The 23,138-nt window shown below is 41.1% G+C and carries 14 protein-coding genes and 5 pseudogenes; 5 read left to right on the forward strand and 14 right to left on the reverse strand.

Annotation, left to right across the window (positions count from 1 at the left end):
* Window positions 1-2 precede the first annotated feature (2 nt).
* Together gyrB and PGX00_RS02230 are read left to right on the forward strand one after the other, a co-directional pair.
* Window positions 3-2,420 (forward strand): DNA topoisomerase (ATP-hydrolyzing) subunit B, encoded by a 2,418-nt coding sequence (gene gyrB, locus PGX00_RS02225; protein WP_272132520.1) that lies wholly within the window; start codon window positions 3-5, stop codon window positions 2,418-2,420.
* A gap of 283 nt (window positions 2,421-2,703) precedes the next feature.
* Window positions 2,704-3,141 (forward strand): Hsp20 family protein, encoded by a 438-nt coding sequence (locus tag PGX00_RS02230; protein WP_272132521.1) that lies wholly within the window; start codon window positions 2,704-2,706, stop codon window positions 3,139-3,141.
* 78 nt (window positions 3,142-3,219) lie between these two features.
* On the opposite strand, the gene gntR is transcribed toward PGX00_RS02230, so the two are convergent.
* From gntR to tusA, 11 genes and pseudogenes are all read right to left on the reverse strand, one after another.
* Entirely contained in the window at window positions 3,220-4,227 is a 1,008-nt protein-coding gene (gene gntR / locus PGX00_RS02235; RefSeq protein ID WP_272132522.1) for a gluconate operon transcriptional repressor GntR, read from the reverse strand.
* A 112-nt stretch (window positions 4,228-4,339) separates the two neighbouring features.
* Window positions 4,340-4,456 (reverse strand): annotated as a pseudogene (locus PGX00_RS02240) (hypothetical protein); the annotation flags it as partial.
* Between the two features lie 115 nt (window positions 4,457-4,571).
* On the reverse strand, window positions 4,572-6,374 hold the full coding sequence (edd, locus tag PGX00_RS02245) for a phosphogluconate dehydratase (protein WP_272132523.1): 1,803 nt from the start codon (window positions 6,372-6,374) through the stop codon (window positions 4,572-4,574).
* A 46-nt stretch (window positions 6,375-6,420) separates the two neighbouring features.
* A complete protein-coding gene (locus PGX00_RS02250; RefSeq protein WP_272137893.1) occupies window positions 6,421-6,912 on the reverse strand; it encodes a gluconokinase in 492 nt (163 codons plus the stop codon).
* A gap of 30 nt (window positions 6,913-6,942) precedes the next feature.
* Window positions 6,943-8,263, reverse strand: a pseudogene (locus PGX00_RS02255) (TRAP transporter large permease).
* Window positions 8,256-8,809: pseudogene (locus PGX00_RS02260) on the reverse strand (TRAP transporter small permease subunit). Before PGX00_RS02260 ends, PGX00_RS02255 begins: the two co-directional pseudogenes overlap by 8 nt.
* A gap of 57 nt (window positions 8,810-8,866) precedes the next feature.
* Entirely contained in the window at window positions 8,867-9,883 is a 1,017-nt protein-coding gene (locus tag PGX00_RS02265; RefSeq protein ID WP_272132524.1) for a TRAP transporter substrate-binding protein, read from the reverse strand.
* Between the two features lie 237 nt (window positions 9,884-10,120).
* Window positions 10,121-11,369: pseudogene (locus PGX00_RS02270) on the reverse strand (valine--pyruvate transaminase).
* A gap of 91 nt (window positions 11,370-11,460) precedes the next feature.
* The gene (gene glyS / locus PGX00_RS02275; protein WP_272132525.1) at window positions 11,461-13,527 is read right to left on the reverse strand and encodes a glycine--tRNA ligase subunit beta; all 2,067 of its coding nucleotides are present in this window, start codon (window positions 13,525-13,527) and stop codon (window positions 11,461-11,463) included.
* A 2-nt stretch (window positions 13,528-13,529) separates the two neighbouring features.
* Entirely contained in the window at window positions 13,530-14,450 is a 921-nt protein-coding gene (gene glyQ / locus PGX00_RS02280; RefSeq protein ID WP_272132526.1) for a glycine--tRNA ligase subunit alpha, read from the reverse strand.
* Window positions 14,451-14,665: 215 nt separating this feature from the next.
* Window positions 14,666-14,914, reverse strand: a complete 249-nt coding sequence (gene tusA / locus PGX00_RS02285; RefSeq protein WP_272132527.1) for a sulfurtransferase TusA — start codon at window positions 14,912-14,914, stop codon at window positions 14,666-14,668.
* Window positions 14,915-15,163: 249 nt separating this feature from the next.
* Here tusA and PGX00_RS02290 point away from each other — a divergent pair, with 249 nt between their 5' ends.
* Window positions 15,164-16,108, forward strand: coding sequence for a LysR family transcriptional regulator (locus PGX00_RS02290; protein WP_272132528.1), 945 nt, complete (start codon window positions 15,164-15,166; stop codon window positions 16,106-16,108).
* A gap of 62 nt (window positions 16,109-16,170) precedes the next feature.
* Here the strand turns inward: PGX00_RS02290 and acuI are convergent, their stop codons facing one another.
* The 3 genes from acuI to fadB form a co-directional block, all read right to left on the reverse strand.
* Complete coding sequence (gene acuI / locus PGX00_RS02295; protein ID WP_272132529.1) at window positions 16,171-17,151, reverse strand: acrylyl-CoA reductase (NADPH); 981 nt, start codon at window positions 17,149-17,151, stop codon at window positions 16,171-16,173.
* Window positions 17,152-17,405: 254 nt separating this feature from the next.
* On the reverse strand, window positions 17,406-18,572 hold the full coding sequence (gene fadA, locus PGX00_RS02300; protein WP_272132530.1) for an acetyl-CoA C-acyltransferase FadA: 1,167 nt from the start codon (window positions 18,570-18,572) through the stop codon (window positions 17,406-17,408).
* A gap of 25 nt (window positions 18,573-18,597) precedes the next feature.
* Window positions 18,598-20,769, reverse strand: a complete 2,172-nt coding sequence (gene fadB, locus PGX00_RS02305) for a fatty acid oxidation complex subunit alpha FadB (RefSeq protein WP_272132531.1) — start codon at window positions 20,767-20,769, stop codon at window positions 18,598-18,600.
* A gap of 232 nt (window positions 20,770-21,001) precedes the next feature.
* Between fadB and PGX00_RS02310 the strand changes: the two are divergent.
* Both PGX00_RS02310 and PGX00_RS02315 read left to right on the forward strand, forming a co-directional pair.
* Window positions 21,002-21,624, forward strand: a pseudogene (locus PGX00_RS02310) (YigZ family protein).
* A 46-nt stretch (window positions 21,625-21,670) separates the two neighbouring features.
* Window positions 21,671-23,128, forward strand: coding sequence for a TrkH family potassium uptake protein (locus PGX00_RS02315; protein WP_272132532.1), 1,458 nt, complete (start codon window positions 21,671-21,673; stop codon window positions 23,126-23,128).
* The last annotated feature ends 10 nt before the right edge of the window (window positions 23,129-23,138 follow it).

Below are 23,138 nucleotides of genomic sequence, written 5' to 3' on the forward strand. Positions count from 1 at the left end.
TCATGGCAGAAAATTACGATTCATCGAGTATTAAAGTACTGAAAGGATTGGATGCGGTACGCAAGCGTCCGGGAATGTACATTGGCGACACGGATGACGGAACCGGTCTTCATCATATGGTTTTCGAAGTTGTGGACAACTCCATCGATGAAGCGTTGGCAGGTCACTGTAATGACATCATAATTACTATTCATGAAGATAACTCGGTATCAGTAAGTGATGATGGTCGAGGTATTCCAACAGAGATACATGAAGAAGAAGGTGTATCTGCTGCCGAAGTTATTATGACGGTATTGCACGCTGGTGGTAAGTTTGATGATAACTCATATAAAGTATCCGGTGGCTTGCACGGTGTTGGTGTTTCAGTTGTTAACGCACTCTCTAAGCAGGTTGACTTAACTATTTACCGTCAAGGTAAAATCCATGAGCAAACATATTGTCACGGCGTGCCACAATCACCATTAGCAGTTACCGGCTCAACTGAAAAAACTGGGACAGTAATTCGATTTTGGCCAAGTGAAGAAACGTTTACTAACGTAAAATTCCATTATGAAATTTTAGCCAAACGCTTAAGAGAACTGTCGTTTCTAAATTCGGGTGTGTCCATTAAGCTTATTGATGAGCGCGAAGAAGATAAAATGGACCACTTTATGTATGAAGGTGGTACTAGAGCGTTTGTTGACTATTTAAATACCAATAAAACACCAATCATTCAAAAGGTATTCCACTTTGATTTTGAACGTGAAGACGGTATTACCGTTGAAGTAGCGATGCAGTGGAATGATGGTTATCAAGAAAATATTTTTTGTTATACCAATAATATTCCTCAAAAAGATGGCGGTACACACCTAGCTGGTTTCCGTTCTGCGTTAACGCGTACGCTAAATAGCTTTATGGATAGAGAAGGTTTCTCCAAAAAGGCGAAAACAGCCACTTCTGGTGATGACGCTAGAGAAGGTTTAACAGCGGTTGTATCGGTTAAAGTACCGGATCCTAAGTTTTCTAGCCAAACAAAAGATAAGTTGGTTTCATCTGAAGTGAAATCAGCAGTTGAATCTGCAATGGGTGAAAAGCTGTCTGAATTCCTAATTGAAAATCCAGGCGAAGCTAAAATTGTTTGCGGTAAGATTATTGATGCTGCTCGTGCTCGTGATGCTGCGCGTAAAGCCCGTGAAATGACTCGCCGTAAAGGTGCACTAGATTTAGCCGGTCTACCGGGTAAACTAGCGGATTGCCAAGAAAAAGATCCCGCTCTTTCCGAACTTTATATTGTGGAAGGGGACTCTGCTGGCGGTTCAGCCAAGCAGGGGCGTAATCGTAAGAATCAAGCAATTCTACCGTTAAAAGGTAAAATCCTTAACGTAGAAAAAGCACGTTTTGATAAAATGCTTTCATCGCAAGAAGTGGCAACGCTAATTACAGCGCTTGGTTGTGGTATTGGCCGTGACGAATATAACCCAGATAAACTGCGTTATCACAACATCATCATCATGACCGATGCCGATGTGGATGGTTCTCACATCCGTACGCTTCTTCTGACGTTCTTCTATCGCCAAATGCCCGAGCTTATCGAGCGTGGCTATATTTATATTGCTCAGCCACCACTTTATAAAGTGAAAAAAGGTAAGCAAGAGCAGTACATTAAAGATGAAGATGCAATGGATCAATATCAAGTATCACTTGCACTTGATAATGCTGAATTACATGTAAATCCAAATGCACCAACTATTGCTGGTGAAGCTTTGGAACAACTTGTTCAACAGTACAATAAAGGCATGAAGCTAGTGGATCGTATGACTCGCCGCTATCCTCATTCTCTTGTACATGAGCTGGTTTATGTTCCTCGTTTAACGGTAGAAATGTGCCAAGATGCTACAGAAGTTGAAGCATGGGGTAAACGCTTAATCGAGCAGCTAAAAGCGAAAGAAACGGGTGCTAGCCAATACAGCCTTGAAGTTGAAAGACATGAAGAACTGAATGTTTCCTTAGCAAAAATTGTTATTCGTACTCATGGTGTTACACACGAATACGTTATTGGTTTAGACCTACTAGCAACGAAAGAGTATGGTAAGTTAGCTTCTTTGTCAGAGTCTCTAGAAGGACTAATAGAAGAAGGTGCTTACATTAAACGTGGCGAACGTACACTAGAAGTAGACAGCTTTGCTGAAGCACTAGAATGGCTGAAGAAAGAATCTCGTCGTGGTTTGAGCTTACAACGTTACAAAGGTCTCGGTGAGATGAACCCTGATCAACTTTGGGAAACCACGATGGATCCTGAAACTCGTCGTATGATGCAAGTGAAAATTGAAGATGCAGTTGGTGCGGATCAATTATTTACGACCTTAATGGGTGATCAAGTTGAGCCTCGTCGTAACTTTATCGAAGACAATGCGCTTAAAGTAGCAAACTTAGACGTTTAGTATTTTAACTTTATCTTTCAAAAGGTAATTGTTACTCGTGCTTCTGAAACACCGCTTTTTGCGGTGTTTTTTTTATTTGCCCTTGAAAGCCATTTTTTTGCTCCCATATTTATTTATGAAGAGATGCCAATGGGTCTCTGCACCGCTTGTCCATTTTGGAGAGCACACAATTTAACTTTGAAAATTAGATCAGCAAGTCCATCTGGAGTGTTAAATCTAATTCCTTAACCACTTTTATAAAAAAGAGTGTTTAAGGCTATTGCTTAATTAAGAGGATAGAAATATGAGAACTGTAGACTTCGCACCACTTTACCGCAACGCTATTGGCTTTGATCGTTTGTTTGATTTAATGGAAGCTGGCGCAACCAAAAACTCTTCTAACGGTTACCCACCGTATAATATCGAACAACAAGATGAAAATAAGTACCGTATTACTATGGCAGTCGCGGGATTTTCTGATGAGCAACTAGACATTACTCAAAAAGAAAATATGCTTATTGTACGCGGTGAACGCAAAGCTGAAGAAGAGAAAAAGTACGTATATCAGGGTATTGCTGAGCGCGACTTCGAGCGTAAATTCCAATTAGCTGATTATGTGAAAGTCGTCGGCGCAGTAATGGAAAATGGGTTACTCCATGTAGATTTAGAGCGTGAAATCCCAGAAGCAATGAAACCACGAAAAATTGCTATTAATGGTAGAAATCTTATAAGCGGCGAGTAATTTCGCGCTCATAAGGTTAAATAGATGAAGAGCGCTATCAAAGCGCTCTTTTTAGATCTCTATATTGAAACGGTAAAACTAAAGGCTTTCACCCAAAAATATTTCGGTTTGTAGCTCGATAACACGCTCAGTAATGGGCTCATTTGGGTTTAGTATTCTTTTTAATAACTGATCTGCTGCTATTTTCCCCATTTCTTCTCTCGGTGTTATTACTGTCGCGAGTGTGGGAGATACAACTGACGCAATGTTATGACCATGAAATCCAACAATGGACATATCTTCAGGTACCTTGATACCTTGTCTAAGACATTCAAATAGAGCACCTATTGCTAAGTCGTCATTGGTACAGTATATGCCATCCAATTGAGGATTTTTTTCTTTCGCTAAGCGAAATAGTTCAGAACCAACCGAATATGATGATGCCTGTTTAGTACTAATAACGAGAGGTGATAATCCAGCACCTTCAATGGTTTGTTCAAAACCCTTAATCTTTTGCTTTGTACGCACGTCCATTCTTGCAGCAAGATAAGCGATATTTGTTCTATCTTTAGATAGCATTAATTTCGTTATTGCTACACTGGCAGCGTAATTATCAAACCCAACGGCCTGTTGTAGAGGAGGGGAGGCAGAATCCATTATTTCCACTACAGGGACACCTGTTGCTTTCAGCATTCTTTTAGAGCGTTCAGTATGAAAACTTTCAGAAAGAATGATGCCATCGACATTGTATGAAAGAAGCGTTTCTATACGCTTTTCTTCAATCTCTTTACTATACCCGTAATGAGCTAACATAGCCTGGTAACCAAGAGGTTCAATAACTGTTTCTATGCCTCTTAATACTTCGTCAAACACTTGGTTAGTCAATGATGGGAGCAATACACCGATGGAGTAACTCTTTGCTTTGGATAGTATATCTGGTGCTCTATTTGGTACATAACCCAATTCTTCAACAGCCTTCGCTATTTTTTCGCCGACCACTGCTGATACTTTCTCGGGATCACGTAAATAACGGCTTACCGTCATTTTGGTAACACCAACTTGGTCTGCAATGTTTTGTAGTGTTGGGCGTTGTTTTTTCGCAGTCATATATTAACTAAGTGATCTCTCAGGTTTTTGTATCAGATCGGGTATGCCTATTTGGAATCAATAATATGCCATTCCTATAAGTAAGTTAATCATAAAGGAGAAAAAGCTTATTTTAATATTGGTTAGATGCGACCTCGAGCGCGTCTTTAGTGAGTTTTGCTATTGATCTAATAGCTTCTAATGCCACATTGGTTCTTAATGTGACTTCAAATATTCTTATTCCGCCGTCAAATAGAGTTTTTTGCTAGTGGAACGGCATCTTCTAGTTAATTTATTACCATTACAGGCACTGTGGGGAAACAGAAAATACTTCTTTTGGTGAAATTTACAAGTTCATGTTTTCCTTAATAAAAAATGCTTGCGCCTTCTTCAGCGCTGGAGATGTTTTGTCTGTACAAATTAAACAACTCTCTGCCACTACCAAATAATTCGTGTTCGTTATCAAAAGGTTCTGGAACCCGATGGTTAATATCGGCAAGTACGTTGACGAGACCGGTTTGTCCATTGATTTCTACTAAGTCACCATTCACTAGTTTAGAAATTAGACCTCCTCTTTTCGCTTCAGGTGTTATGTGAATGACGGCGGGTACCTTGCCTGACGCTCCAGAAAGGCGACCATCTGTGAGCAATGCTACTTTTAAGCCTCGTTTCATAAGATTACCCATTATTGGCATTAACTTATGCAGCTCTGGCATTCCATTTGCGGCTGGACCATTATTTCTAACAACAATGACGGTATCTTCTTTAAATAACCCCTGTTGATAGGCCTTTACTACATCATGTTGTGAGTTAAACACGGTTGCTGGGGCTGTAATTATTTGATCGGTAAAGTCCACCGCACTTACTTTCATAATTCCACGACCTAAATTACCCGATAAGACCTTTAGTCCACCTTGTGTACTAAAGCTAGTAGAATGAGAAGCTATAATTTTTTCATCTTTACTAAGAGAAGATTTAGAGAAACAAAGCTGGTTATCGCTATCCAAATACGGGGAGGTTAAGTAGTCCAACATAGATCCGTAAACAGGGTTAGCGTCCATGAAAATCAGATCTCTTTGATTCAAAATATTCATTAAACAAGGGACCCCTCCGGCTTGATGGAAGGCATTAATATCAGCATTGCCATTGGGGTACATATTAACGAGAAGTGGCACTACTTGAGAAAGAGTATTGATGTCGTCCCATGTAACTATCCAACCTGCTGCGCGTGCAGTAGCGACTAGATGAATGGTGTGGTTTGTGCTGCCTCCTGATGCAAGCAATGCAACTAACCCATTTACAACGGATTTTTCGTCGACTACTTTTGCCAATGCTTTTTTACCGTATTGAATAGTGCTAGAGGTGGCAATATGAGTTGAAATTTTTTCGGTTAGTTTATCTCTTAGTGGCGACTCTGGAGGAACGAATGCAGAGCCTGGAAGCATCAATCCCATAGCCTCCATTACGAGTTGGTTTGTATTTGCTGTACCATAAAAAGTGCAGGTCCCGGACGAATGGTAGGCTTTGCATTCCATATCTTGTAGTGCGGTTTTATCTAGCTCTCCCGCAACGAATTTTTGTCTTGTGGATACTTTTTCCGAATTGCTAACTCCCGTAGGCATAGGGCCTGTTGGTACAAAAGCACAAGGTAAATGCCCAAAAGCTAAAGCACCGATGAGCTGTCCGGGGGCTATTTTGTCACACACACCAAGTAAAAGCGTACCATCAAAAGTATTGTGGCTTAAAGAAATAGCGGTGGATTGTGCTATGAGATCTCTAGAAAAAAGAGATAACTCCATCCCATCATTTCCTTGAGTAATACCGTCACACATCGCGGGAACACCACCAGCAACTTGCGCCGTATTTCCTAGCAAAGATAATGATTTTTTAATTATGTTGGGATATTCCAAATAGGGAGTGTGAGCACTCACCATATCGTTATAAGACGTTACGATTGCTAAATTTACCTTTGTAAAATCTAGAATAGAGTGCTTTTCTTCATTGGTAGAAGCTGCAACAGTGTGAGCTAAATTTCCACACGCTAACTTTCCTCGTATTTTCCCTTTTTTTGCCTGATTTTCTATCGTGTAAAGGTAGCGTGATCTTGTTTCAAAACTACGTTTTTTAATGTTTTGTTTTACTTCAAAAATTACAGAGTTAATCGTCATTATTTTTTACCAAAGATGCAATAACTAACAAGTATGTCGTGGAAATTTACTGAGCAATATTTGTTAGAATCTGCTCAATAATTTCCTCTGGTGTTTTATCTATATCTACATGCATAGCTTCTAATCTGTTAGGCTCAATTAATGTATTGAACTGACTTTCTAGCATTGCAGAGCCTTTAAAATAGTGACCTTGCCGCATTTTATGTCGTTGCCATATGGTGTCGAATTTCCCTTTTAAATAGATGAACTGTAACTGTGGGCAGTTTTTCCTCAAGATGTCTCGATATTCAGGTTTTAAAGCAGAACAAGCGACCACTAATGCTGGTTCGTTTACTATGATGGAATTTAAAGTTTCTAACCAAGATTGGCGATCATCATCGGTTAAAGGGATGCCATTTAGCATTTTTTCAACGTTTATTTGGGGGTGGAAGTCATCACCATCATAAAAGGCAATACCTAGCTTAGTCGCGAGCGCCTCTCCTATAGAGGATTTACCGCAGCCAGAAACTCCCATTACTACATATTTTTTTGTCATAATGCTTACTCAAATATTGGGTTTGGTGGTGATTTATTGCCACCAAAGTGCGAGTTGTGGGAATGCAATCACTAGGCATAAAACGGTAATCTGCAAGGCGATAAAGGGTAGTAAAGCTGTAAATATTTCACCCAGGCTAATATCTTTTGGTGCTACAGACTTTAAGTAGAATGCAGCCGGACCAAATGGGGGAGATAGGAAGGCTACTTGCATATTTAGGCAGAAAACCACACCAAACCAGACTGGATCCATATCGAGTCCAATAATAATTGGCACAAATATAGGCATGGTGAGTAGTGCTACGCCTACCCAATCCAAGAACATGCCAAGCACGAATAATATGACCATCATAATGATTAGTGTGGCCATCGCATCACCACCACTGAGCGTTAGAATGGTTTGTTCTACGAAGTCGATACCACCCATTAGGTTATATACACCAACGAGCGCCGATGCACCGATACCAATCCACATGATCATTCCACAAGTGCGCATAGTGGCAATAGCAGATTCTTTTAGCATGGATGCGTTTAGTTCACCTCGAATTGCAGCGCTGACAGCGATGCCAACAACACCTAGTGCTGATGCTTCTGTCACCGATGCGACACCGGTATAGATACTGCCTAGTACGGTGGCAACGGATAGTAATGGAAAAAAGTGCTTTAAAGTAACTTGGTTTGTTTTTCGCGTCTTCTGCTAACTCAGCTTCGGTTGGTAATGGCGCTAGAGCAGGGTTTAGTTTGCATCGTATAAGTACGTATGCAACGTAAAACATAGCAAGGATAAAAGCGGGTAAGAATGCAGCTTTAAACAAGTCACCAATAGAAACTGAGGCTGATAGCCCGTAAATAATAAGAACGATACTAGGAGGTAACATGGTACCTAACGCACCACCAGCACAGGTCGTTCCTATCGCTAGTTTTCTGTCATAGCCTAGTCTGAGCATTTGTGGCAGAGCGAGAATACCGAGTAGTACCGTTTCACCACCGATAACCCCTGACATTGAGGCAAGAATAACGGCCACAACTAAAGTTTGTACCGCGACACCACCACGCACTTTGCGTCCAACGCTTTTCATCGCATCAAATAAATCTTGAGCGATACCAGAACGGTCTAAAAGTGCGGCCATGAGAACAAACATTGGAACCGCTAAAAATACGTATCCACTAACAAAACTAAATATTCGACTAGTGATAAGAGGTAAAGCGTCGACTCCAAACCAACCTAAGGTAAATACTAACGCAACTAAACCAGTGACAAATGCTAGCTGCATTCCTGTTAACAGCAACCCTATCATCAGTGCAAGCATCAAGAGACTGCCATAAGCGATGCCTATAGAAGATAAATCAAACATCTTTTTCTTTCCTCAAATCTTGAATTTCGCTGATAAGGTGTAAAACGAATTGTATAAACATTAAGCAAACCGTGAGAAGAATAATGCCTTTAAGTAATGCTGGAAAAGGAGGGTTCCAAGCTGTTCCCGAGGTTTCAAGGTGTACGTCACCCCAAGGCGTAAACCATGCACTTTCGACCATCTGATAAGCAGCAAAAACTAACAATCCAGAAAAAGAAGACCCGCCAAATGATGGAAAATGTTTAAGTAGTGGCGAGTTCTCTGAGAGACGACGTCATAAATAAGAACTACTCGAACATGCTTATCTGTTGCTAATGCGTATATGCCGCCGATGGTGAAAAGAGTCCCACCTAGGAAGGAAGCTGTTTCATGCACCCATATAGTAGGAGAATTAAAAATATAGCGACTGAGAACCTCATAAAATGAGATAGCAACGGTGAATACAAAAAATAGACTCAATAGTTCACTGGTTTTCGCAATGAGCTTATCCAGTTTATTTTTTGGCATCTCTTCTGGTGAAGAGGAGATAGGTTTTGCAAGTTTCATAACGACCAATCCAAGGAAGGTAGGGAAGAGGAGATCCTCCTCCCTAAGGTAGACAACTTATAGAAGCCCTGATTCTTTTAGGTAAGCGGTAATCGAGCTGTAAACTTTTTTCGCATTTGGAGATTGCTCTGAGTATTTTTCCCATTCACCCATTGCTATTTGACGGAATTTTTTACGCTCAGCCGCGGGCCAATCATGTATTGTGATATCTGGGTTAGCTTGGGCTTCTTTTACAGCAGCCTGATCGGCTATTCTAAGTTGCGTTGTGATATCTTGAGCAAAGTCACGTACTGAAACAGTCATTATTGCCTGTAAATCTGCTGGCAGTTTGTCCCATTTCTTTTGACTCATTGATATATCGATAGTTGGCAGTGAGTGGAAACCAGGTTGAACAGGGTGAGGTGCAATATCATTCATACCTGCTTTCTGATTTGTTGAGAATACAGTGTAGTCGGCCGCATCAATAACACCTTTACTTAACCCAGTAAAAACTTCAGAGCCAGGAAGGTTTACTGGTGAAGCGCCTGCGGCTGCAAATACTTGTTGAACTAGACCCTCAGGCGCACGAAGCTTCAGCCCTTTAAGATCTGCAACACCATCTATTGGTTTTTTAGAAACAAATGATTCAACCCCAGTCGTTGAGCCACCAATATATTTAATACCATATGGAGCGTAAAGTTCGGTCATGAGCTCATACCCACCACCATAGTTTATGTACTCAAGAAGTTGACGAGTATCTGACCAAGCACCAACCATGTTTCCGATAAGCCCAAAAGCGGGATCTTTACCAGAGAAATAACCTGTTGCAGTGATATGACCGTCTAATACCCCCATTTTTATAGAGTCTAGAGTTTCAGTGTGTTTGACCACAGCACCGACAGGTAAAAGATCAATTTCTATTCTTCCACCAGACATTAGCGTAACGCGTTCGGTCCATTCTTTCTGTACTTGGAAGTTTTTATCTCCTGACGGGTCACTGGATTGGAATTTAAAATTAAAATCCGCAGCAAGTGCCGATGTTGATAATAGAGCCGTTGTAACAGCCATCGTCAGGGTCTTTATTGTGTGTTTCATAGGGTAAGTCCTTTCATCAAATTAGGTGTTTCGGCACTATTAGTTTTATATGTTACCGGGAACACCATGAATGTTATCGGTAACATTGGCGTAAATCTATTATATTGATCACGGTTTTGATTTTATTGTCTATTATGTGACCAATGTATGATAAGTAAGAGGAGATGAAAATTTAGATACAAAAAAGTGGTAACTCAGTACCACTTTTGGAATGTGCAAATAGGGAGGGAAGGGCGGTTACTCCTGATAAGCTTTCAATACTTCTTCAGCAATGATCTTAATACCATCTCGCATGCTTTGTTCATTTTGTACGTAATTCATACGTATACATTGCCGAGTATGCTCCCAGTCAGTGCAGTCTTGTCCAAAGAAGAAGTACTCTCCTGGAATAATCAATACTCCACGTTTTTTAAGTCGTGCATAAAGTTCTTTTGAGGTGATAGGCAACTCATCAAACCAAAGCCATAAAAAGATAGCGCCTTCAGGCTTGTGTATTTTGAATCGAGGATCTGTTATCGATTCTTTTAGCAGTTCAATCGCATGCTTGGCTTTTTGTTGATAGAACGGTTTGATAATCATCTGACTTAATTGCAATAAATCACCGGACTCTATCATATGAGTACCAATCGCTGGTCCCATCCCGCTAGGTGCTAGGCTTACAATTCCATTTATATTTGTAATCGCCTGAGTGACTTCTTCATTAGCGATTACGATGCCACACCGAACTCCTGGTAACCCGAGTTTAGATAAACTCATACACAGAATCGTATTTTGATTCCAAAACGGTTTTACTTCTTCAAAGATGATGTTGGGAAATGGGGTCCCATACGCATTGTCTATTATCAGTGGAATATTGTTCTTTCGAGCCAATTCATCTAACTTCTCAATTTCGGTATCAGTAAGTACGTTACCTGTTGGGTTAGTTGGACGAGAAGCACAGATAGCGGCAACAGAATCATCGATTTCTAGTTTTTCAAAATCGACATGATATTTAAACATACCATTATCGAGTTCTGCTATTTCTGGTCGAAAGGAGACAAAAATATCATCGCTAAGTCCAGAGTCACCATATCCGATATATTCAGGTGCGAGTGGAAGCAATATTTTTTTCGGTCCCATCTGGTTGTGTACCGGCTAAAAGGTTGAATAAGTAAAAAAAGGCACTTTGGCTACCATTGGTTAAACTGATATTTTTTTCAGTGATTGGCCAGCCGTAGGTATCACTCAGTAGCTTTGCTAAAGCTTTAACAAAAGCGTCTTTACCTTGAGGACCATCGTAGTTCGCCATTGCTTCGACAAGCTTGCCACTGGCTAGCATGTCGCTACTGGCTTGATGAAAATAATCGAGCATCGCCGGGATGGCGGCAGGGTTTCCTCCTCCGAGCATGATGGCTCCAGGGGTGCGGAGACCTTCATTGAGGTCTCCCATCAACTGAGTTATTCCGGAATGTCGATTAAATTTTTCACCAAACTTAGAAAATTGCATACTAGGATTTCCTGACGGTTTTAGTTCTGATCGTTTACGTAAAAAAAGCCCCGTTGTTTGAACGGGGCTTTAGGTTCAAGGGATTACCCCGTTATTTTTGCAAGAGTGAGATATCGGCGATTTGCAGGAAGAGGTTACGCAGCTTGTTTAGCAGCGTTAAACGGTTCTTCTTGAGTGCTTCATCTTCTGCCATAACCATGACCGAATCGAAAAACGTATCCACTGGTTCGCGTAGATCCGCTAACTTGCTTAATGCACCTTGATAATCGCCCGTAGCATAAGCAGGTTCAAGTGCTTCCGCCATTACTTCTACATTTTGAGCAAGTGTTATTTCAGCGTCTTCTTTAAGCAGAGAAAGGTCGATTTCTTCAGATAATTCGCCATTAAATTTAGCTAAGATATTACCTACACGTTTATTTGCTGCTGCTAAAGATTCAGCTGCATCTAAATTACGGAAGTGAGAAACGGCCTTAACACGTTGGTCAAAATCGGTCGGTTTTGTTGGTCGGCGAGCTAGAACGGCTTGGATTACGTCGACGCTAAAGCCTTCATCTTGATACCAAGCACGGAAACGACCAAGCATAAACTCGATGACATCATGTTCTACATTGTCGTTCGTTAGTTTATCGCCAAATGACGCTTTTGATTCTGCGATTAACTCAACTAAATCTAGGTTGTAGCCATTTTCAACAATGATGCGTAGCACACCTAAAGATGCACGACGTAGAGCGAATGGGTCACTGCCTTTTGGTGCTTTACCAATACCAAAAATACCGACGATAGTATCGATCTTATCTGCCATAGAAACGGCAGAAGATATACCTGAACTAGGTAACTCATCGCCAGCAAACCTAGGCATATACTGTTCGTTTAGTGCGACAGCAACTTCTTCAGCTTCACCATCGTGGCGAGCATAATGCATGCCCATAACGCCTTGAGTATCTGTAAACTCAAATACCATAGAAGTCATGAGATCACATTTAGCAAGTAGCGCAGCTCGAGTTGATTTTTCAACGTCAGCACCAATTAGCTTTGCAATATAGCCGGCTAATACCGTAATACGGTCGGTTTTATCTTTAATCGTTCCAAGCTGTTTCTGGAATATAGCGGTTTCCAGTTCTGGTAGACGATCGATAAGAGGTCGTTTGCGGTCGGTATTAAAGAAAAACTCAGCATCAGCAAGGCGTGGACGAACCACTTTTTCATTACCTTCGATTACTTGGCGAGGATCTTTAGATTCGATGTTAGAAACAAAGATAAACTTAGGAAGAAGATTTTTGTTTTCATCATAAACAGGGAAATACTTCTGGTCGCCTTTCATTGTGTAAACTAAGGCTTCTGAAGGAACGTTAAGAAACTCTTCTTCAAAAGACGCTGTCAGTACGACAGGCCATTCAACAAGAGAGGTTACTTCTTCAACTAAGTCATCCTCTAAGTCTGCAATCCCGCCTACAGCTTGTGCTGCCTTTTGAGAATCAGCAAGGATGATAGCTTTACGTGCTTCGTAATCTACCATTACTTTGCCGCGTTCTTCGAGAATGGCAGGGTATTGGTCTGCGTTATCTAATGTAAATTCAGCTTCACCCATAAAGCGGTGCCCGCGGATTATACGACTAGATGCGACACCAAGAATTTCGCCTTGGATGAGCTCGTCACCAAGTAGAATAGTTAGCGTCTTAACTGGACGTATAAATTGAGTTTCTTTATCACCCCAACGCATTGGCTTAGCAATAGGTAAATTTGCCAGAGCTTTTGCGGCTAGATCGACAACTAACTCTTGTGCTGGTTGACCTTTAACTTCTTGTTTAAAAAGAAGCCATTCGCCTTTATCTGTTTTTAATCGGTCTGCTTGCTCTGCAGTAATACCATTACCACGAGCCCAACCTTGAGCAGCTTTAGTTGGGTTTCCATCCGCATCAAAAGCAACAGAGATAGCTGGGCCACGTTTTTCTACTACTTTGTCGGCTTGCCCTTCTGCAAGGTCACTTACTTTAAGTGCGAGTCTACGAGGTGAAGCGTACCACTTTACACCTTGATGAGTAAGCGATGCACTTTTTAACTCAGATTCAAAATTGCTAGCAAAGGCTTCAGCAAGCGTACGCAATTGTGTTGGTGGTAGCTCTTCAGTACCTAATTCAATTAGAAAATTCTTAGCCATGACTACTTCTCCTCATCCTTTTTCTTACACATCGGAAAGCCTAAAGCTTCACGAGAGGCGTAATATGCTTCAGCTACAGACTTGGTTAAGTCGCGAATACGAAGGATATAACGTTGACGTTCAGTCACGGAGATAGCTTTACGAGCGTCAAGCAAGTTAAAGGCGTGTCCAGCTTTTAAAATGCGCTCATAAGCAGGAAGAGATAGAGGTGTTTCTAATTCCAGAAGCTCTTTACACTCTTTTTCGCATTGGTCAAAAAATGTAAATAAGAAATCAACATCAGCGTGTTCGAAGTTATACGTCGACTGTTCAACTTCATTTTGGTGGAAGATATCACCGTAAGTTGTTTTTCCAAGAGGACCGTCAGACCAAACTAAGTCATAAACAGAATCAACACCCTGAATATACATAGCTAGGCGTTCTATGCCGTAAGTGATTTCACCTGTTACTGGTTTACACTCGAGACCACCAACTTGTTGGAAGTAAGTAAATTGAGTGACTTCCATGCCGTTAAGCCAAACTTCCCAGCCTAAGCCCCATGCACCTAAAGTTGGGTTTTCCCAGTTATCTTCAACAAAACGGATATCATGAACGAGTGGGTCAATACCCAGCACTTCAAGAGAGCCAAGGTATAGCTCTTGAATGTTATCAGGAGATGGTTTGATGATAACTTGGAATTGATAATAATGCTGTAGACGGTTCGGGTTTTCACCATAGCGACCATCTGTTGGGCGTCGTGATGGTTGAACATAAGCGGTAGCAATTGGCTCTGGGCCAAGGGCTCTTAAGCACGTCATAGGGTGAGAAGTACCTGCACCCACTTCCATGTCTAGAGGTTGAACAATAGTACAACCTTGTGTAGCCCAATAATCCTGCAGCGCGAGGATCATACCTTGAAAGGTTTTGATATCGTATTTTTGCATAGTCAGGTTCGCGCGATCTTCTGTCTGTTTAAGTGAAAAATAACGTTAAAGTATAGCGATATATTACCTACGGGAGTAGATCAAATGTTGTTTATTTATCGAACGTAGGGAAGAAAGTTTGGTTTTATTGATATTTATTACTGTTCTCACGTTGAAATGACTATTTTTCAACGTGAATAACATATTGTGAGTCTGGTTCTTGTCTAGATATGGGGCTATTTGAGCCCTTTTTTAATTAGGTATTCGTAGGGTATTGTTTCTGTTTTAGCAGAAAGAAGTTGATGATCCATAAAGCGACAAAAACTTGGTATATCTCTGGTTGTTGATGGGTCATCTGCTGTTATCAACAAAATTTCACCATCTTGCATATTTCTCATTGTCTTCCTGACCATCATTACGGGCTCTGGACACCTTAATCCTTCCGCTTCAAGAGTCTTGTTTGCTATGGCGTTATCGATTGTCATTACTACGCTCTCTATAAAATCTGAATGCTGATAATACTGCTGGAAAAAATTTTTTCAATAAAAGCTTGGCAAATGTAAAAAAGTTAGCTACATTTAATTAACAAATGCGCAACATAATTCCAGTTATGTTCTAGCACTATTCCAATTTTTCTTGGGCTTCCCCGCTGAAAGGCGGGATTTTTTTGCCTGAAGAAAAATTTCCTTTCCAGTAGTATATGATTCTGGATTGACTGAAAAGAGAAGTGTGCTTTGGAATTAGAAGATATTTATCGACGTGATTTGAATTTGCTGGTAGCACTAAGGGTTCTTATTGAGGAGAGAAGTGTTAGTAAAGCAGCGCTTAGGCTTAATTTGAGTCAATCTGCGATGAGTCGTGTATTAGGTCGTTTGAGAGAAATGTTAAATGATCCCTTATTTACTCGGCAGGGTCATAAGTTGCTTCCAACTGAAAAAGCGTTAGAAATAGATAATGCGCTCGGGGACCCACTCGAATCATTGCGCTCTCTCCTATCAGAAAAAGAGTTTAATCCGAAAAGTTGTACTCAGATTTTTACGATAGCCACGACAGATTATGCGATGCAAACAATTTTACCTTTTGCACTGCCACGTATATACAAAGAAGCGCCTAACGTATCGCTTAACTTCTTACCTTTACAGCACGATCAACTAATGTATCAACTTACCACGCAAGGGGCTGATTTAGCTATTTGTCGACCAATCAGTTCTATTGAGTTATTACATAGTGAGGTTCTTGGCAAAGTAGGCGTGTTTTGTATGCTTTCAAAATCTCATCCTTTGGCTAATTCGGAACTGACTCTTAATGATTATCTTTCATACCCTCACGCGATGGTTGCAATAAGTGATGGTGTTAATGAATTGATTGATAAAGCTTTGCAAGGTCAAGCTGAACGAAAAACAGTGATACGTGCTTACCATTTGGAAGCGGCTCTAGCAATAATAGATACTGTCCCGTTAATTATTACGGTTCCGGCAGATCTGGCTTATTTGGTGGCAGAAACACACAACTTGATAATTAAACCGTTGCCGTTTGAATTTACCCCTTTTGATTATTCTATGATTTGGCACCCTAGGTGCGAGCATTCATTTGCTCAGGAGTGGTTAAGAAACCTTTTAAAAGAAGAGTGCGGTAAGTTGATATCAAAGCGTGTAGAAGATTTAGGGTTACTGAGTTAGATGAATGAAACCAATGGGCTTCGTTCATCTATGCTCGCTATTAATATAGTATATAGACAGAGTTATAATTTAATTACGACACGACCAGTTACTTGGCCATTAGTAATGTCTTCTGCATATTTTGGTGCCTTATCTAGTGTGATTTCGGTACACGCTTGGTCAAAGTAGCTTTCAGGTAGCAATTCAGTTAGTTTTTCCCATGCTGCATTTCTTTTCTCTAGAGGGCAAGATACAGAGTCAACACCTTGAAGGCGAACGTTACGTAAGATAAATGGCATTACCGTTGTTGGTAAATCAAAGCCACCGGCTAGACCACAAGCCGCAACCGCGCTGTTATAGTCCATTTGTGCTAATACTTTTGCAAGAACCTTGCTTCCGACTGTATCAACGGCACCTGCCCAGATTTGTTTTTCTAATGCTCTTGCTGGTTCTTCAAATTCAACACGGTCGATAATTCGACTAGCACCTAATTTTTCTAGAAGTGGACCATTTTTTTCAACACGACCAGTAACTGCGGCAACTTTATAACCTAGTTGAGAAAGCAATGTTACAGAAACAGAACCAACACCGCCGCTTGCGCCTGTAACGAGAATTTCACCATCTTCCGGTTTTACACCAGCGTCGATGAGAGCTTGGACACAAAGCATTGCTGTGAATCCAGCCGTTCCAACCATCATTGCCTGTTTGCTATCCAGTCCTTTTGGTAGCGGGACGAGCCAATCAGCTTTTAATTTGGCTTTTTCAGCCATACCACCCCAATGATTTTCACCAACGCCCCATCCAGTAAGAACAACCTCATCACCCTCTTGGTATCGAGAATCGTCAGAGCTAAGAACTTTACCAGCCAAGTCAATACCTGGAACCATTGGGAAGTTACGGATTATTTTGCCTTTACCTGTAATAGCTAAACCATCTTTATAGTTTAAAGATGTGTAATCAACAGCAATTAAAACGTCACCTTCAGGGAGTTGTGTTTCATCGATCTGCTCAACAGCAGCGAGTGTGCGTTTATCTTCTTGGTTTAGAACTAAAGCATTGAACATGGTTATCTCCATAAGAGTTGGCAGAAAGTCATCAAAATCGAATCTAAAAGTATGGCATGGATTATAGATCTATCCATCGTATGAAGAAAATGAAACATTATCATTCTATTCATGCGCATTATGCATAGTTGTTGGTTTGGTGGACTCTGTGATTAATTTGGTGGTTATATTCTACTGTCTTTAAAATGGTAAAAATAAGAGCAGCGAATAGCTGCCCTTATTTTGGTATTCAAAATTAACATTTTAACTTTTTGTTAATCCACTCGTTCAAAAACGGTAGCGATGCCTTGTCCTAAGCCGATACACATCGTTGCTAATCCAAACTGAGCATCTTGCGCTTCCATGAGGTTAATTAGAGTTGTAGATATACGAGAACCAGAGCAGCCCAATGGATGACCTAGCGCTATTGCACCTCCATTTAGATTGATTTTCTCATCGACAACATCAGTTAATCCAAGGTCTTTTACGCAAGGTAGGGACTGGGCAGCGAAGGCTTCATTTAGCTCAATAACGCCGAGGTCTTGCACAGAAAGACCTGCACGTTTTAATGCTTTTTGTGTCGCTGGTACTGGGCCGTATCCCATAATTGAGGGATCACATCCAGAAACAGCCATTGAACGGATACGCGCACGGATTGGAACACCAAGTTCTTTGGCTTTCTGTTCACTCATGACAAGCATTGCAGATGCACCATCTGATAATGCCGAAGAGGTCCCTGCTGTGACTGTACCGTTAACTGGATCGAAGACAGGTCTAAGCTGTGATAGTCCTTCTACTGTTGTTTCTGGACGGATAACTTCATCGAAATCTAACTGAATCAAAGAGCCATCAGCAGCATGTCCTTCAGTGGGTAAAATTTCATTGTTAAAACGACCTTCAACAGTAGCCGCTTGAGCTCTCGCATGAGACCTTGCTGCAAATTCGTCTTGTTGTTGACGGCTAATGCCATGCATCTTCCCCAACATTTCAGCTGTTAAACCCATCATTCCAGCAGCCTTTGCAACATTTTTAGATAACCCCGGGTGAAAGTCGACACCGTGATTCATTGGTACATGACCCATATGCTCTACACCACCGATTAAGCAGATGTCAGCATCTCCCACCATAATTGCGCGAGAAGCATCATGCAAAGCCTGCATCGATGAACCGCACAAGCGGTTTACGGTTACCGCACCAATTTGTTTAGGTAAGTCAGCCAGTAGAGCAGCATTACGTGCTACGTTAAATCCTTGCTCTAGAGTTTGTTGTACACAGCCCCAATAGATGTCTTCTATTTGATTTGGGTCGACCTTAGGGTTGCGAGCCAAAATGCCTTTCATTAAGTGTGCAGAGAGATCTTCGGCTCTAACGTTGCGAAACGCACCACCTTTGGAGCGGCCCATAGGTGTACGAAGACAATCAACAATAACTACATTATTCATTGTGAGATTCCTTTTCCAAAAGTGATTAAAGAGAGCCAGTTTGCTGAGCTTGATAGAAAACGTCATTATTTTCAGCCATATCTAGTAGCATTTGCGGCACTTGATAGAGTGGCCCTAGCGTTTTGTATTTTGCGGCCATTTCTACGTAGTTTTTCACACCCATACTGTCTAGATAGCGGAACACTCCACCTCTAAAAGGAGGGAATCCTAATCCGTATACCAAGGCCATATCAGCTTCTTGTGGAGAAGCGATAATGCCTTCCTCTAAGCAGAGAACAACTTCGTTAATCATAGGAATCATCATTCTTTGAATAATGGTTTCATCATCAAAAGCTTGTGTGTTTGCACATACTGGTTCAAGAAGCGGTAATACATCTTCTGAAAATGACTTTTTGGGTCTACCTTTTTTGTCCACAGAGTACGAGTAGAAGCCGTTACCATTTTTTTGACCGAATTTGTTTGCTTCAAAAAGCGCTCCAATAGCGTCTTTTCCTTGTTTTGCCATTCTCTCAGGAAAGCCTTTTGCCATTACTTCTTGTGCGTGGTGAGCCGTATCGATGCCCACTACATCCAAAAGATAAGCAGGGCCCATTGGCCATCCAAATTTCTTCTCCATCACTTTGTCGACTTTGGTAAAATCGGCTCCATCGCATAGCAGTGAGCTAAATCCACCGAAGTATGGAAAAAGAACGCGGTTTACAAAAAAACCAGGACAATCATTAACAACAATTGGTGACTTACCCATTTTTGCAGCATAAGCAACAACGCGGTTAATGGTCTCTTCCGATGTTTTCTCACCACGAATGATTTCCACAAGCGGCATCCGATGTACTGGGTTGAAAAAGTGCATACCACAGAAATTTTCTGGACGTTGTAGTGATTTGGCGAGTAAGTTGATTGGAATGGTGGAAGTATTCGAAGCGATAACGCTATCTTCAGATACATGTTGTTCTACTTCACTGAGTACAAAAGCTTTAATCTTTGGATTTTCAACAACAGCTTCAACAACAATATCTGATTGCTCAATACCTGCGTAATGAAGACTAGGAGTAATTGAAGCAAGAATGCCTGTCATTTTGAAGCCGTCAATACGGCCACGTGACAACTGTTTGTTTAATAGTTTAGATGCTTCTGTCATACCTAAATCAAGTGAAGCTTGAGCGATATCTTTCATCATTACAGGAACGCCCTTGAGCGCTGATTGGTAAGCAATACCACCACCCATAATCCCGGCACCAAGCACCGCGGCTCTTTCTGTTTTTTTATTTGCTGATTTCGCCGCTTTTTTAGCAAGTCCCTTTATGTGTTGGTCATTTAAAAACAGCCCAACTAAAGATTTGGCTTCTTCTGATTTTGCTAGTTTTATAAAGTGTTTACGTTCAATATCTAGGGCGGCATTTCGGTTACATGTCGCCGCTTCCTCAATCGCTATGACAGCCGTAATTGGAGCTGGATAATGCGGCCCCGCTTTTTGCATGACCAGACCTTTGGCCATAGTGAAGCTCATTGTGGCTTCGAGCTTACTTAGCGTTAATGCGGATGTTTTTTGCTTACGACGAACTTGCCAGTCAAGTTGCTCATTTTTAGCTTGCGTAATAGTGTTGATTGCTGATTCTAGTAGTGTATCGGTATCAACGACAGCATCGAGTAACCCTAATTTTAGAGCTTCGTCAGCACGTTTTGGTTTGCCTGTGGTAATAAGCTCCATTGCCGTATCTGCGCCAACTAATCTAGGCATCCGAACAGAACCACCAAAACCCGGCATAATACCTAGCTGCGTTTCAGGTAAGCCGATGCTTGTTGTTTTATCACCGATACGAAAATCTGTCGCTAATACACATTCACAACCACCACCTAGAGCATATCCTTTAATCATTGATAAAGTAGGGACTGGCAAATCTTCTAATTTATTGAAAATATCGTTGGCAAACTTAATCCATTGGTCTAGTTCTTTTTCGGGTTTAGCAAATAGGCCTAAAAATTCAGTTATATCTGCACCAACAATAAACGTATCTTTGTCAGAGCTAAGGATTAATCCGGTAAGGCTAGTATGGTTTTTAAGTACATCAAGTGCTTGATCTAGAGACTCAAGTGTCGCTAAATCAAGTTTGTTTACTGAAGCTGGTGCACAAAAACTCAATTCGGCTATACCATCTTTTAGTTCTTTTACCTGTAGGGTCGTGGCTTGGTAAATCATTATCTTTCTCCGTAAAAAAGCAATATGTGATTGCTATCAAGAGTCCATTTTTTAATTGTTTTCACTCTGTTTGGTAAAATTCTGGTTTGACCAGATGATTGATTTTGAACCAGAGAAATCAAAATATCAACAAAATTCAAACAAGCGTTTAACATTTGTGATGTCGGTTTTCTGGTATATGTGGGATTTTATCGTGATAGACTAGATAAATTAGTACGTTAGAAAAGTTAAGATGAACGAACAACCATATCGAATACTAGCTAAGCCAGTTGAGTTTGAAGAAGAGATTAAAAAAGCCTTTTTATTACTCAACTAGCCCATGCACCAACAGCAGAAGTCGCTAAAGACTTTATTGATTCAGTTAAGAAAAAGCACTCTAGTGCTCGGCATAACTGTTGGGCGTTTGTGGCTGGTAGGCCTGAAGATTCAATGATGTGGGGCTTTAGTGACGACGGAGAGCCATCAGGTACAGCAGGTAAACCAATCTTAGCGCAACTTAGTGGTTCTGGTGTTGGAGAGATGGTTGCTGTTGTTACTCGATATTCTGGTGGAATAAAGCTAGGTACGGGTGGATTAGTTAAAGCTTATGGTGGTGGAGTGCAACAAGCGCTTAAACTAGTTCAAACTCTAGAGAAAAAAATCACCACTCAATTGCAACTAAGGTTAGACTACTCGTTTATGCCGCTTATGAAAAATATAATGGCGCAATATGAAGCGTCGGCTTTGAACACGGAATTTTTGGAACAAATAGAGATGACCATAGAGATAGAAGTGCGGTTCGTTTCCGATTTTACTCTCAATGTCGTCAACAAAAGTGGTGCAAGAATTCTTATTTCTCAAGAGACTGTCACCTAAATAAAAGACAACTAGGAAGTTAGAAGCTCAGCTTCATAATGCAAATATGCAATTTCGTTCGATTATCCGCATCGTTGGCTTATTACTAGCCTTATTTAGTGTATCTATGCTAGCGCCAGCATTTGTTGCTTTGGTCTATCGGGATGGTGCGGGTGTCCCATTTGTCAGTACTTTTTTTGTTTTGTTATTTTGCGGCACTTTATGCTGGTTTCCCAACCGGAGGCATAAAAAAGACCTGAAAGCTCGCGATGGCTTTCTTATTGTTGTGCTGTTCTGGACAGTTATTGGTAGTGCAGGTGCGCTGCCTTTCCTTATTTCTGAAGATCCCGCTATTTCAGTGACAGATGCGTTTTTCGAATCTTTCTCTGCTTTAACTACCACCGGTGCGACAGTGATTGTCGGTTTAGATGATTTACCCAAAGCGATATTGTTCTATCGGCAGTTTTTACAATGGTTCGGTGGTATGGGAATCATTGTATTAGCCGTAGCGATACTTCCGGTTTTAGGTATCGGTGGAATGCAGCTATATAGAGCTGAAATTCCGGGACCAGTTAAAGACAGTAAAATGACGCCCAGAATTGCCGAAACAGCGAAAGCCCTTTGGTATATTTATCTTAGTTTAACGCTCGCTTGTGCTGGGGCTTTCTGGCTTGCGGGAATGAGTGGCTTTGATGCTATATGTCATAGTTTTTCAACTATAGCAATTGGTGGTTTTTCTACTCATGATGCGAGTATGGGGTATTTCGATAGCCACGCAATAAATATGATTACGGTGGTGTTTCTTCTTATTTCTGGGTGTAATTTTTCATTGCACTTTGCCGCTTTCTCGTCTGGTGGTGTGCACCCCAAATATTATATTAAAGATCCTGAATTCAGGGCATTCTTCTTTATTCAGGCGATACTATTTTTTGTCTGCTTTATCCTATTATTGATGCATCAGTCTTATATCTCTATATATGACGCATTTGATCAAGCGTTGTTTCAGACCGTTTCTATTTCAACTACCGCCGGGTTTACCACGACTGGCTTTGCTGAGTGGCCTCTATTTCTTCCTGTGTTGCTATTATTCTCGTCTTTTATTGGAGGATGCGCAGGTTCCACTGGTGGGGGCATGAAAGTCATTCGTATTTTGTTGCTGACATTACAAGGTTCTCGTGAAATAAAACGACTTATCCATCCTAGGGCTGTATTTACCATTAAGCTTGGCGATAGTGCGTTACCACAACGCGTAGTCGATGCGGTATGGGGTTTCTTCTCTGCTTATGCTTTGGTTTTTGTGATCTGCATGCTAGCTCTCATTGCAACAGGGATTGATGAACTTAGTGCATTTTCAGCGGTAGCATCTACATTGAATAACCTTGGCCCAGGCTTAGGAGATGTTGCTCTGCATTATGGTGATGTAAACGACAAAGCAAAATGGGTTTTAGTTGTGTCCATGTTGTTTGGTCGATTGGAAATATTTACTCTATTAATTCTATTCACGCCTACTTTCTGGCGTAGTTAAGGGAGGGTCA

This window comes from Vibrio algarum, assembly GCF_028204155.1.
GTDB lineage: Bacteria > Pseudomonadota > Gammaproteobacteria > Enterobacterales > Vibrionaceae > Vibrio > Vibrio algarum.